This window comes from Couchioplanes caeruleus, from assembly GCF_023499255.1.
Taxonomy (GTDB): domain Bacteria; phylum Actinomycetota; class Actinomycetes; order Mycobacteriales; family Micromonosporaceae; genus Actinoplanes; species Actinoplanes caeruleus_A.
Map to the genome: position 1 here is coordinate 1,463,992 of NZ_CP092183.1, position 13,198 is coordinate 1,477,189.

Genomic DNA, 13,198 nt, shown 5'->3' on the forward strand with positions numbered 1-13,198 from the left:
AACCGCCGCCAACCGGTTCCCCGGCGTGCCGCCCCGGGCACGTGGTTGCTCAGCCCTGGAGCTGCTTGAGCAGTGAGTCGATCAGGTTGATCTCGCTCTGCTGGCCGCGGACCATCGAATCCGCTATCCAGCGCACGTCCTTGTTGTCCGACATGTCGAGGATCTCCTGCGCCATGTGGATGCCGCCCACGTGGTGCTGGCGCATCAGCGTGAGGAATTGGACGTCGAGGTCCTTGCCGGTGGCCTTGCGCAGGGCCGCGAGCTGCTCCGGGGTCGCCATGCCCGGCATGAGGCCGTTGCGGATGGAGCCTTCGGAGCCCGGCATCCACGCCATCGGCTCGCCGGTGCCGGTCAGGCTGAGCTTCCAGTCGCGGAGCCAGGCCTGCATGGTGGCGATCTGGCCGTGCTGGGTGAGGGCGATGTCGCCGGCGAGGGTGACGATCTGCGGGTTGGTGGAGTTGGCGTGGGCGATCATCGCCATCTCCACCGCCTGGGCGTGGTGGGTGCTCATGTCGCGCAGGAAACCGGCCTCGGCCGAGTCGTCGCCCGGCGTGCCGATGGTGCGGGCGCCGAGGAAGCCCGCGGCGCCGCCCAGCAGGAGGCCGAGGACGAGCGCGAGAGCGATCCAGCCCGCCCCGAACCGGCGGGTGCCGGTCGAGGTCGGGCCGTCGTCGGCCGCGGCGGTGTCCTGGTCCGCCGGGCCGGGGTCGGTGGAGACGGTCATCAGTTGCCCGGCTGGTCCATGTTCGTGCCGTTGCCCGCCGCGGTGACCGGGCCGGTGGCCGTGTTGCCGCCGGAGCAGCCCGCGTTGGGCTCCAGGGTCGCGTTGACCCGCAGGTCCTTGATGAACTCGTCGATGCGCTTGTCGTCGGCGTTGTCGACCTTCAGCTGGTAACCCCAGGCCTGCAGCGAGATGTTCTTGTCGAGGTTGGCGACCGGGCTCAGCATCATGAAGTCCTTGCCCTGGACCTTCGACTTCAGCTTGTCGACCTGGTCGGCGGCGAGGCCCTGCTTGTACGTGACCCAGACGGCGCCGTGCTCGAGGCTGTGCACGGCGTGCTCGTTGGCGATGGGTTCGGTGTAGACGTCGCCCATGCAGTTCTGCCACTGCGCGTTGTGCGCGCCACCGACCGGCGGGTTGGTGACGTACGTGAGCGCGCCGTCCTTGTGGTCCCGGGCGTCGATCTGCGGGTTCTTCTGCTCCCGGTAGTTCACGATGCCCTCGATGCCGGCCGCCTTGTCCTCCCAGGTCTCGGTGCCCTTCATCGAGGCGAAGACGCCGTACCCGATGATGCCGGCCGCGATGAGCACGACGACGCCGGCGACGAGGATCGGGCCCCAGTTGCGGCCGCCGCTGACCTTGACCGGCGTGACCGGCTTGCGGCCCTTGCCGCCGCCCTTGCCCTGCGGGCCCTTGCCGCCGGGACGGTTGCCGGGCTTGGCGCCGGAGCCCCCGCCGGGCTTGCCACCCGACTTCGCGGCGGGCGGTTTGCCCTGGCCGGACGTCTTGTCGACCTTGACGGTGGACGGGACCCGCTCGGGACCCGGGGTGCTCATGCTCATCGTGCCTCGTCAATTCGTCGGAGAGGTCGGCAGGGAGGCCGGCGCGGGCCCGCACGCAGCGCCCCGGTACGCCGCCGGGCGCCAAAGTCTACCCGGATAGCATGGCTCAGTGACTCCCGCTGACCTCGCTTCCACTGTTCTCACAGCTGCGCGTGCCGTATTCGTCACCCGCGGCCTCGATGTCTCCCTGCTGCCCGAGACGACGACGGTGGAGCGGCCGCGCAACCCCGAGCACGGCGACTACGCCTCGACGATGCCGCTGCAGCTCGGCAAGAAGGCCGGAGTGCCGCCGCGCGAGCTGGCCGCGGCGCTGGCCGAGGAGCTGAGCAGCCACCCGGGGATCAAGTCGGTGGAGATCGCCGGCCCGGGCTTCCTCAACATCCGCCTGGACGCGGCGGCGGCCGGCGTGCTGGCCCGTGACGTGGTGCTGGCCGGAGCGGAGTACGGCAACACCGACCGCCTCGCCGGTCAGCGGATCAACCTCGAGTTCGTCTCCGCCAACCCCACCGGCCCCGTACACATCGGAGGGGTCCGATGGGCCGCCGTCGGTGACGCGCTGTCCCGGCTGCTGCGGGCGGCCGGCGCCGAGGTCGGCACCGAGTACTACTTCAACGACGCCGGTTCGCAGATCGACCGGTTCGCCCGCTCGCTGTACGCGGCGGCCAAGGGCGAGCCCACCCCGGAGGACGGGTACGGCGGCGCCTACATCGGCGAGATCGCGCAGGCGGTCGTCGACCAGGTTCCGGACGTCCTGGCGGCTCCCGACCCCCAGGAGATCTTCCGGCGCGTCGGCGTGGAGCTGATGTTCGCCGAGATCAAGCAGTCGCTGGCCGAGTTCGGCGTGCACTTCGACACGTACTTCAACGAGAAGGACCTGCACGACCGGGGCGAGCTGCAGGAGGCCCTGGACCGGCTGACCGAGCAGGGTCACGTGTACGAGGCCGACGGCGCCACGTGGCTGCGAACGACCGACTTCGGCGACGACAAGGACCGCGTCGTGCGCAAGTCCGACGGCGACTGGACGTATTTCGCCGCCGACTGCGCCTACTACCTCGACAAGCGCAAGCGGGGCTTCGAGAAGATCGTCATCATGCTCGGCGCCGATCACCACGGCTACATCGGCCGGATGAAGGCGATGGTCGCGTGCTTCGGCGACGACCCGGCGGCCAACCTGGAGATCCTCATCGGCCAGCTGGTCAACCTCGTCCGCAACGGCGAACCGCTGCGGATGAGCAAGCGTGCCGGCACGGTGATCACCCTCGAGGACTTCGTCGACGCGCTCGGCGTCGACGCGGCACGCTACGCCCTGGCCCGCTTCTCGTCGGATTCGCAGATCGACATCGACATCGAGCAGTGGACCCGGGCCAGCAACGACAACCCGGTGCACTATGTCCGTTATGTCGCGGCCCGGACCGCGAGCGTGGCCCGCAACGCCGCGGATGTCGGCCTGACCCGCGGCGAGCCGGACGACTTCCACCCCGAGCTGCTCACGCATGAGAAGGAACACAGCCTGCTCAAGGCGCTCGGCGACTACCCCGGCGTGGTGGCCACGGCCGCGGAGCTGCGCGAGCCCCACCGGGTGGCGCACTACCTGGAGAAGGTCGCGGGGGAATACCACCGGTTCTACGACAAGTGCCGGGTGCTTCCGGTGGGGGACGAGCCGATCACCGACCTTCAGCGCTCCCGCCTGTGGCTGAACGACGCCACCCGAACGGTGATCGCGAACGGTTTGGGACTGCTGGGCGTCAGTGCGCCCGAGAGGATGTAGGCATGCGGGCACATGAGGCCGGGGCGCTGCACGGCGACCTCGGCAACCGAGGGCCGGCGTGGCTGCGTAGCCCCGAGGACGTGAACGCGCTCGTGCCGCAGTTGTGGCCGCGTACGGTCAGCCGTACGGAAGCGGGCGCCCTGGAGATCGGCGGCGTGAGCGTCCTCGACCTGGCGGCGGAGCACGGCACCCCGGCGTACCTGTTGGACGAGGACGACCTGCGGTCGCGGTGCCGCGATTTCGCGGCCGCCTTCGCCGACGCGGACGTCTACTACGCGGGCAAGTCGTTCTTGTGCAAGGCCGTGGTGAAGGTGGTCGACGAGGAGGGGCTCTTCCTCGACGTGTGCTCCGGCGGTGAGCTCGCGGTCGCGCTGGCCGCCGGCTTCCCGCCCGAGCGGATGGGCTTCCACGGCAACAACAAGTCGGTCTCCGAGCTGCGCCGGGCGCTGGACGCCGGGGTGGGGCGGATCATCCTCGACTCGTTCCAGGAGATCGACCGGCTCACCGCGCTCGCGCAGGAGGCCGGCAAGCGTCCGGCGGTCCTGATCCGGGTGACGGTCGGCGTCGAGGCGCACACCCACGAGTTCATCGCGACCGCGCACGAGGACCAGAAGTTCGGTTTCTCGCTGGCCGGCGGGGCGGCGTTCGAGGCCGCGGTCCGGGTGCTCGACGAGGGCGTGCTCGACCTGCGGGGCCTGCACTCGCACATCGGCTCGCAGATCTTCGACACCTCCGGGTTCGAGGTCTCCGCCCGGCGCGTGCTGCAGCTGCAGGCGCAGATCCGGGACGCGCGCGGCGTCGAGCTGGCCGAGCTGGACCTCGGCGGCGGGTTCGGCATCGCGTACACGACCCAGGACGACCCGTCGTCCGCCGGCGACCTGGCCAAGCGGATCAACAAGATCGTCGACGCCGAGTGCGCCGCCGAGAAGCTGCGCCGGCCCAAGCTCTCGATCGAGCCCGGACGGGCCGTCGTGGGGCCGGCCGTGCTCACCCTGTACGAGGTCGGCACGGTCAAGAACGTCGACGGCATCCGCACGTACGTGAGCGTCGACGGCGGGATGAGCGACAACATCCGTACGGCGCTCTACGACGCGTCGTACTCGGCCACGGTGGCGGGCCGGGCCTCGGAGGCGCCGCCCATGCTCGCCCGCGTCGTGGGAAAGCATTGTGAATCCGGGGACATCGTCGTGAAGGATGAATTCCTGCCCGCCGACGTGCAGCCCGGAGATCTTCTCGCCGTGCCCGGCACGGGCGCGTACTGCCGCAGCATGGCCAGTAACTACAACCACGTGCCCCGGCCGCCGGTCGTCGCCGTCCGTGACGGCGCCTCGCGGGTGATCGTGCGCCGGGAGACCGAAGAAGATCTGCTCGCATTGGATGTGGGATGAGTTCTGGTAAGCCTGCGGTTCGCCTGGCCCTGCTCGGTTGCGGCACGGTCGGCAGCGAGGTCGTCCGCCTGCTCCACGATCAGGCGGAGGACCTGACGGCGCGGATCGGGGCGCCGCTGGAGCTCGTCGGCATCGCCGTGCGCCGGCCCGGCCGCCGGCGTGGTGACCTGCCGGTCGATCCGGGACTGTTCACCACGGACGCGCTCGGCCTGGTCAAGCGGGACGACGTCGACGTGGTGATCGAGGTCGTCGGCGGCATCGAGCCGTCCCGCACCTGGCTGACCGAGGCGCTCGGCGCCGGCAAGAGCGTCGTGACGGCCAACAAGGCCCTGCTCGCCGAGGACGGCGCGACGCTGCACGACGCCGCCACCCGGGGCGACGCCGACCTCTACTACGAGGCCTCCGTCGCGGGTGCGATCCCGCTGCTGCGCCCGCTGCGCGAGTCGCTGCACGGCGACCGTGTCACCCGGGTCACCGGCATCGTCAACGGCACGACCAATTTCATCCTGTCGTCGATGGACGCCACGGGGGCCGGTTTCGGCGAGGCGCTGGAGGAGGCCACCGACCTCGGGTACGCCGAAGCCGACCCGACCGCCGACGTGGAGGGTTTCGACGCCGCCGCGAAGGCCGCGATCCTGGCCTCGCTCGCGTTCCACACCCGGGTGACCGCGGCAGACGTCTTCCGCGAGGGCATGACCGGCGTGACGGCCGCCGACGTGGCCAGCGCCAAGGAGATGGGCTGCACGATCAAGCTGCTCTGCATCGCCGAGCGCGGGCCGGACTCGACCGGCCAGGAGTCGGTCAGCGTGCGCGTGCACCCGGCGATGATCCCGCGCAGCCACCCGCTGGCGAGCGTGGGCGACGCGTTCAACGCGGTCTTCGTCGAGGCCGAGGCCGCGGGGCAGCTGATGTTCTACGGCCGGGGAGCCGGGGGTACGCCCACCGCCAGCGCCGTCCTGGGTGACATCGTGGCGGCGGCTCGCAACCGCCTCGCGGGCACCCGCGCGCCGAGCGAGAGCGCGTACGCCCACCTGCCGATCCGCCCGATCGGCGAGGCGGTGACCCGGTATCACATCAGCCTCGACGTGGCCGACCGGCAGGGCGTGCTCGCCACCGTCGCCGGCGTCTTCGCCAAGCACGAGGTCTCGATCGCGACGGTCCGGCAGTCCGGCCGCGACGAGGACGCGACGCTGGTCATCGTCACGCACGGCGCGCCCGATGCCAACCTCGCGGCCACCGTGGAGGATCTGCGCTCGCTGGACATCGTCCGATCGATCGCCAGCGTGCTGCGCGTCGAGGGGGGAGTCTGAGCATGCTCGACCACGTCGGTTTCCAGTGCGCGGACATGGCCGCGAGTGCGGCCTTCTACGACAAGGTGCTGGCCCCGCTGGGCCTGCGCCGGCTCGCCGACCACAAGGTCGCGATGGGGTACGGCGGCGACTTCCCGGACTTCTGGATCAGCGAGCTCACGTCGGGCAACGGCTTCCGCGAGTCGCACATCGCGTTCAAGGCGGCGGACCGGGCGGCCGTCGACGCGTTCTTCGCCGCCGCCGTCGAGGCCGGCGCCGAGGTGCTGCACGAGCCGGCCGTCCACCCGGAATACCACGAGAACTACTACGGCGCGTTCGTGCGCGACCCGGACGGCAACAACGTGGAGGCCGTGTCCCACGGTCCCGTATAGTGGATGCCTGGTCTCGCCATTCGGCAGGCTGGTGCATCCTTGAGCGACCCCAGCGAGAGGAAAAGGCCATGTGGCGGGGATTGATCGAGGCGTACCGTGACCGGCTCCCGGTCTCGGAGGCCACCCCGGTGGTCACGCTGCACGAGGGCAACACGCCGCTCGTGCCGGCCCCGGTGCTCTCCCGGCGCACCGGCGCGGACGTCTACCTCAAGGTCGAGGGCGCCAACCCGACCGGCTCCTTCAAGGACCGCGGCATGACGATGGCCGTGTCCAAGGCGGTGGAGGAGGGCTCCAAGGCGATCATCTGCGCCTCCACCGGCAACACCAGCGCCTCGGCCGCCGCGTACGCGGCCCGTGCCGGGCTGACCTGTGCGGTGCTCGTGCCCCAGGGCAAGATCGCGCTCGGCAAGCTGGCCCAGGCGCTGGTCCACGGCGCCAAGCTGCTGCAGGTCAACGGCAACTTCGACGACTGCCTCGCGCTCGCCTCGAAGCTGTCCCAGGACTTCCCGGTGTCGCTGGTCAACTCGGTCAACATCTTCCGCCTGCACGGCCAGAAGACGGCCGCCTTCGAGATCGTCGAGGCGCTCGGCGGCGCCCCCGACATCCACTGCCTCCCGGTCGGCAACGCGGGCAACATCTCCGCGTACTGGATGGGCTACCAGGAGGACCACGAGGCCGGAAACTCCAAGGTCCTGCCGAAGATGTACGGCTTCCAGGCCTCCGGGGCCGCCCCGATCGTCAACGGCAAGGTCGTGCCGGAGCCGTCCACCATCGCCACCGCCATCCGCATCGGCAACCCGGCGAGCTGGACCAAGGCGCTCGACGCCCGGGACGCCTCGGGCGGCCTGATCTCCGCGGTGACGGACCGGGAGATCCTCACGGCCTACCGGCTGCTCGCCCGCGAGGTCGGCGTGTTCGTCGAGCTGGGCAGCGCGGCGAGCGTGGCGGGCCTGCTCCAGCAGGCGGAGGCGGGCATGATCCCGGCCGGCGCGACGGTCGTCTGCACGGTGACCGGCCACGGCCTCAAGGACCCGGAATGGGCCATCTCCACCGCGCCGTCGCCCACCACCATCAAGAACGACGTCCTCGCCGCCGCCCGGGCCCTCGACCTGACCTGACCCGCCCGGTCAGGCCCGGCCCGCGCGTCCGGGAGCGGTCGTCTCCCCGGCCCCGGCGACCTCGTCAGCCACATCGGCGGCCGCAGCGTCGGCCATCTCGGCGGCCACGGCTTCGGCCACGTCGGCGGCTACGCTCTCCACGGCCTCTGCGGCCACCGCGTCGGTCACTCTGCGTGCTGCGTTCTCCGCCGGGTCGCCGGCCTCGGTGCCGGCCGCGTCCTCGGTGGCGGCGCGGACCATCGCCTGCATCGCGTCCCGCACCGTGCGCAGCTCGGCGTCGGTGAGCTTGCGCAGCAGCCGGGTCTGCTTCTCGGTGCCCGCGGTGATGATCCGGGAGATCATCTCGGTGCCGGTGGTGCTCAGCCGGATCCGCCGGACGCGGCGGTCGTGCGGGTCCTCCGCGCGGGTGACCAGGTCGTTCGTCACGAGCCGGTCCACCATGCCGCTGAGCGTCGCCAGGCTGACCCCCAGCAGGCCCGCCAGTTCGCGGCCCGAGGTGTCGCCGAGCCGGTGCAGCAACAGCAGGATCTTGAGCTGCGGCATGGTGAGCTGGCTGCTGAAGAGCGGGTCCGAGCGGTCGTACGCGAACAGGTGCTGCAGCTGCTGCTGGGCGTGCATGATGTCCGCGATGAGTCGTTCGTTCTCGGCCACCGCACCTCCTGTGTAGCGCGCCGATGGCCGGTCGGCGTCCGTCGCGTGACGGGACGTTACCAGCGGACCCCGGCGAAAACCATTTGTTCGCGTCGGGCAAACTATATGCCTTGGCCGAACTTTCTCGGGGGAGCACATGTCATTCCTGACCAGGCTCAGTCTCGCCAACAGAGGGCTCGTCGCCCTCATCGCGGTGGTGATCACCGGCTTCGGCGTGTACACCATCCCGTCGCTGAAGCAGCAGCTCCTGCCCTCACTGGAGTTCCCGGGCGCGTTCATCGGCGTGGTCCTGCCGGGCGCCAGTCCCGAGATCATGGAGGAGCAGGTCACCAAGCCGATCGAGGACGCCGTCAAGGGCGCCGACGGCCTGGACACCATCCAGTCGACGACCCGTGAGGGCTCGGCCACGATCATCGTGCAGTACGAGTTCGGCACCGACCTCGACAACGCGATCAACCAGCTCACCACCTCGGTCAACCGGATCCAGCCGACGCTGCCCGACGACGTGAAGCCGACCATCTTCGCCGGCGGCACCGACGACATCCCGGCGATCGTGCTCGCCGCGACCGGCGGCTCCGGCCAGTCCGACCTGGCCCAGCGCCTCGAGCAGGACGTCGTCCCCGAGCTCAACGCCATCGAGGGCGTCCGGGACGTGCAGGTCACCGGCACCCGCTCCGAACAGGTCGTGATCAAGCCCGACCTCGTCAAGCTGCGCGCCGCCGGCGCCGACCCGCGGGCGATCACCACGCTGCTGCAGAACAACGGCATCTCCGTCCCGGCCGGCGCGATCACCGACGACGGGCGGTCGCTCAGCGTGCAGGTGGGCAGCCCGATCAATTCGGTCGAGCAGCTGCAGAACCTGTACCTCACCGGCGCGCGCGGGCCGGTCCGGCTCGGCGACGTCGCCTCGGTCACCAGCCAGCTCGCCACGGCCACCTCGTTCACGCGTACGGACGGCGTCGAGAGCCTCGGCATCGCCGTCACCGCCGCGCCCGACGGCAACGCCGTGGCCATCTCCCACGAGGTGCGCGACAAGCTCGCCGAGCTGGAAGGCACCTCCGGCGCGAAGCTGACCGTCATCACCGACCAGGCGCCGTTCGTCGAGCGCTCGATCGAGAGCCTGACCACCGAGGGACTGCTCGGCCTGATCATGGCCGTGATCGTGATCTTGGTCTTCCTGCTCTCCGTCCGCTCCACGGTCGTCACCGCGGTGTCGATCCCGCTGTCGGTGCTCATCGCGCTCATCGGGCTGTGGATCGGCGACTACTCGCTCAACCTGCTCACCCTGGGCGCGCTGACCATCGCCGTCGGCCGCGTCGTCGACGACTCGATCGTGGTGCTCGAGAACATCAAACGCCATCTCGGGTACGGCGAGGCCAAGGTGCACGCCATCATGTCCGGCGTGAAGGAGGTCGCCGGCGCGGTGACCGCCTCCACGCTGACCACGGTCGCCGTGTTCGCCCCGATCGCGCTCGTCGGCGGCTTCGTCGGGCAGCTGTTCGCGCCGTTCGCCATCACCGTCACCGTGGCGCTCGTCGCCTCGCTCTTCGTGGCGCTGACCGTCGTACCCGTGCTCGCGTACTGGTTCCTGCGTCCCGCCGCCGGCGGCAGCGAGTCCGAGGAGGTCCGCCGGGCCGCCGAGGAGAAGGAGCTGCGCAGCCCGCTGCAGCGGGCGTACCTTCCGATCATCCGCTGGGCGACCCGCAGCCGCCCCACCCGCTGGTCCACCGTCGCGATCGGCGTCGTGGTGCTGCTCGGGACGCTGGGGCTGGCGAGCCGGCTCGAGACCAACTTCCTCGACGAATCCGGCCAGGACACCATCCAGGTCAGCCAGGACCTGCCCGTCGGCACGAGCCTCGCCGCGACGAACGAGGCCGCCAAGAAGGTCGAGGCGCTGCTCGCCGCCCGCGACGACGTCGAGACCTACCAGGTGACGGTCGGCAACGGCGAGTTCAACCCGTTCGTCGGCTCCGGCGGGGCCAGCGGCGCGAGCTTCACCGTGGCGCTCGCGAAGGACGCCGACGCGGAGAAGGTCTCCGACGAGCTGCGTGAGCAGTTCAAGGGCATGACCGACGTCGGTGAGGTGACCGTCGGCGGCGACAACGGCACGGGCTTCAACGCCAGCCAGCTGTCGGTCGTCGTACAGGCCGCCGACCAGGTCGCCCTCGCCACCGCGACCAAGCAGGTCCAGGACGCGATGGCCGGCACCGCGAACGTCACCGACGTGAGCACCACCCTGGCCGCCAGCGTGCCGCGCCTCGACGTGCAGGTCGACCGGCAGGCCGCCGCCCGCCGCGGGCTCACCGAGGCCGCGGTCGGACAGGCCGTCGCCGGTTCGTTCCGGGCCGCCCCGGCCGGCAAGATCACGGTCGACGGCGCGAGCCGCGACGTCGTGGTCACCTTCGGTGCGGCGCCCGGCAGCGCCGACGCCCTGCGCAAGCTGCCGCTGACCACGCCGACCGGCCAGGTGGTCACCCTCGACTCGGTGGCGGACGTCAAGGAGGTCGCCGGGCCCGAGGAGGTCACCCGCATCGACGGGAACCGCAGCGCCACGGTCAACGGCACGGCCACCGGCTCCAACGTCGGTGCGACCACCAAGGACCTGACGAAGCGGCTCGACGGGCTGACCCTGCCGCCGGGTGCCTCGTACTCGATCGGCGGCGTCAGCCAGGACCAGGCCGACGCGTTCGCCGACCTGGGCCTCGCGGTCCTCGCGGCCATCGCGATCGTCTTCGTCATCATGGTCGCGACGTTCCGCAGCCTGATCCAGCCGCTCGTGCTGCTGGTCTCCATCCCGTTCGCGGCGACCGGCGCGATCGCGCTGCTGCTGGCGACCGGCACCCCGCTGGGCGTACCCGCGCTGATCGGTGTGCTGATGCTGGTCGGCATCGTGGTCACCAACGCCATCGTGCTGCTGGACCTGATCAACCACTACCGGATGGCGGGGCTCGGCGTCCGGGAGGCGGTCGTGGAGGGCGGCCGCCACCGCCTGCGCCCGATCCTCATGACGGCGATCGCGACCATCTTCGCGCTGCTGCCGATGGCGCTGGGCCTGACCGGCGAGGGCGGCTTCATCTCCCAGCCGCTGGCCATCGTGGTCATCGGCGGCCTGGTCAGCTCGACGCTGCTCACGCTGGTGCTGGTACCGGCCCTCTACACGATGGTCGAGAACACCAAGCTGAAGCGCCGCGAACGCCGCGACCGCAAGCGCGCCCGCAAGGCGGCCGTGACGGGCCCGGACTCGGCGGTCCCGGGCTCTGCGGAGACGGACACGCCCCGGCACGCGGCGGAGGGCCCCGACGGCGACATCCCGGCGGACGCCCCGGCACCGGAGTCCGGCGGCGGCGCGCACGAGGCCCCGGAGGACGAGCCGGCGGGCCGCCCGCTGCGCACCGAGGGCGAAGGGCCGGGTGCGCTGCGCGGCTACACGGACCAGTTCGAGGTCCTGAAGATGCCGCGTCGTCCCGCCACCCCGCCGCCGGCCTGACGATCCACCCCGGCGGCCGGTCCTCCCGAGCCGGCCGCCGGGTCTCTGCCCTGCTCCGGTTTTCGCCGCGGGCCGGCCACCCGGGACGGACCCGCTCCGGCTTCTCGTGACCGCGGGCCGGCCGCCCGGGACGGACCCGCTCCGGCTTCTCGTGACCGCGGGCCGGCCGCGGGGTCCGAACCGGCTCCGGCTTCTCGTGACCGCGGGCCCGTTGCAGGTCCTGGCCTGCTTCGGTTCGATCGGCCGCGGGCCGGCCGGTACTGTGTGCGTACGTGGCATCTCCGCTTTCGGTCCTTACCGGTAACCGTGACTTCCGGCGCCTGTTCGCGGCCCAGCTGGTCGTCTTCGGCTCGGACTGGTTCGTCATGGTGCCGCTGCTCGTGCTCCTGCCCGAGCTCACCGGCAGCGGCGTGTGGGGCGCGCTCGTGCTCGCCGTGGACACCGGGATCAACGCGGTGCTGCTGCCGTACACCGGCACGGTCGCGGACCGGCTCGACCGGCGCGCCATCCTCATCGCCGCGAACGTCGCCGCGCTGATCGCCATGCTCCTGCTGTTCCTCGTGCGCTCGTCCGCCACCGCACCGCTCGCCCTGGTGGCGATCGGGGCGGTGGCGGTCGCCAAGGCGTTCTACTCCCCGGCGGCGTCGGCGGCCCTGCCGAACGTGGTCGATCCAGAGGATCTGGCGGCGGCGAACGCGGTGGCCGGCTCCGCCTGGGGCACGATGACGATCGTCGGCGCCTCGCTCGGCGGCATCGTGAGCAGCGCCTTCGGCCCGTACGTGAGTTTCGCGGCGGCTGCGGCCAGCCTCGCCGCGGCGGCCGGGCTGACGGCCCTGATCCGCCGCCCGCTGCAGGCGCCCCGGGATGCCTCCGCCCCGCCGCCGCGAACCTGGCACGCCCTGATCGAGGCCCTGCGCTACATCGGCGCCCGCCCCCGCATCCGCGCCCTGGTCACGGTGAAGTCGGCGGTCGGCCTGGGCAACGGCGTCCTCACGGTCTTCCCGCTCCTCGCCGGCCTGTACGGTGTCGGCTCGCTCGGCGCGGGCGCGCTCTTCGCGGTACGCGGCGCCGGCGCGCTGGTCGGCCCCCTCGTGATGCGCCCGGTCCTGAACCACCGCACCTGGCTCCTGCCTGGCCTGGCGCTGTCGATGAGCCTGTACGGCCTCGGCTACCTCGGCGTCGCCGCGGCTCCGTGGTTCCCCCTCGTGCTGGCGCTGGTGTTCGTCGCCCACTTCGCCGGCGGCACGAACTGGGTCCTGTCGAACTACGCGCTGCAGGGCGAGGTGCCGGACCGCCTGCGCGGCCGCGTCTTCGCGACCGACATGATGCTGGCGACGCTGGCCATCTCGGTCAGCCAGCTCGGGGCGGCGCTCTTCGTGGACCACGTGGACGAGCGCGTCATCCTGGCGGCCTGCGGCCTGATCACCCTGCTGTACGCGGTCGGCTGGCGCATCGCGACCCGCCACCTGACGCTGGCCGACACCGACACCGACACCGACACCGACACCGAGACCGAGACCAGGGCCGAGGAGCCGGCAACGG

At 71.4% G+C, this 13,198-nt stretch carries 9 protein-coding genes and 1 pseudogene; 7 read left to right on the top strand and 3 right to left on the bottom strand.

Features of this window, described 5'->3' with window-relative positions; genetic code table 11:
• Positions 1 to 49: 49 nt before the first annotated feature.
• Positions 50 to 724, bottom strand: a complete 675-nt coding sequence (locus COUCH_RS07015) for a DUF305 domain-containing protein (RefSeq protein ID WP_249611278.1) — start codon at positions 722 to 724, stop codon at positions 50 to 52.
• Complete coding sequence (locus tag COUCH_RS07020; RefSeq protein ID WP_249611279.1) at positions 724 to 1,563, bottom strand: DUF3105 domain-containing protein; 840 nt, start codon at positions 1,561 to 1,563, stop codon at positions 724 to 726. Before COUCH_RS07020 ends, COUCH_RS07015 begins: the two co-directional genes overlap by 1 nt.
• 109 nt (positions 1,564 to 1,672) lie before the next feature.
• On the opposite strand from COUCH_RS07020, the gene argS reads away from it, so the two are divergent.
• The 5 genes from argS to thrC all read left to right on the top strand — a co-directional run bounded on the left by argS (position 1,673) and on the right by thrC (position 7,518).
• Entirely contained in the window at positions 1,673 to 3,331 is a 1,659-nt protein-coding gene (argS, locus tag COUCH_RS07025; protein ID WP_249611280.1) for an arginine--tRNA ligase, read from the top strand.
• Between the two features lie 2 nt (positions 3,332 to 3,333).
• Positions 3,334 to 4,719 (top strand): diaminopimelate decarboxylase, encoded by a 1,386-nt coding sequence (gene lysA, locus COUCH_RS07030; protein WP_249611281.1) that lies wholly within the window; start codon positions 3,334 to 3,336, stop codon positions 4,717 to 4,719.
• Positions 4,716 to 6,029 carry a homoserine dehydrogenase gene (locus COUCH_RS07035; protein WP_249611282.1) on the top strand — a complete coding sequence of 438 codons (1,314 nt, stop codon included), beginning with the start codon at positions 4,716 to 4,718 and terminating at the stop codon, positions 6,027 to 6,029. The genes lysA and COUCH_RS07035 overlap by 4 nt, the downstream gene beginning before the upstream one ends.
• Before the next feature lie 2 nt (positions 6,030 to 6,031).
• Positions 6,032 to 6,400, top strand: coding sequence for a VOC family protein (locus tag COUCH_RS07040; RefSeq protein WP_249611283.1), 369 nt, complete (start codon positions 6,032 to 6,034; stop codon positions 6,398 to 6,400).
• A 68-nt stretch (positions 6,401 to 6,468) separates the two neighbouring features.
• On the top strand, positions 6,469 to 7,518 hold the full coding sequence (gene thrC / locus COUCH_RS07045; protein WP_249611284.1) for a threonine synthase: 1,050 nt from the start codon (positions 6,469 to 6,471) through the stop codon (positions 7,516 to 7,518).
• Positions 7,519 to 7,527: 9 nt separating this feature from the next.
• Here the strand turns inward: thrC and COUCH_RS07050 are convergent, their stop codons facing one another.
• Positions 7,528 to 8,169: a MarR family winged helix-turn-helix transcriptional regulator gene (locus COUCH_RS07050; RefSeq protein WP_249611285.1), complete on the bottom strand. Its 642-nt coding sequence runs from the start codon at positions 8,167 to 8,169 to the stop codon at positions 7,528 to 7,530.
• A gap of 136 nt (positions 8,170 to 8,305) precedes the next feature.
• On the opposite strand from COUCH_RS07050, the gene COUCH_RS07055 reads away from it, so the two are divergent.
• Together COUCH_RS07055 and COUCH_RS07060 are read left to right on the top strand one after the other, a co-directional pair.
• On the top strand, positions 8,306 to 11,656 hold the full coding sequence (locus COUCH_RS07055) for an efflux RND transporter permease subunit (RefSeq protein WP_249611286.1): 3,351 nt from the start codon (positions 8,306 to 8,308) through the stop codon (positions 11,654 to 11,656).
• Positions 11,657 to 11,928: 272 nt separating this feature from the next.
• A pseudogene (locus tag COUCH_RS07060) lies at positions 11,929 to 13,137 on the top strand (MFS transporter); the annotation flags it as partial.
• Positions 13,138 to 13,198 lie beyond the last annotated feature (61 nt).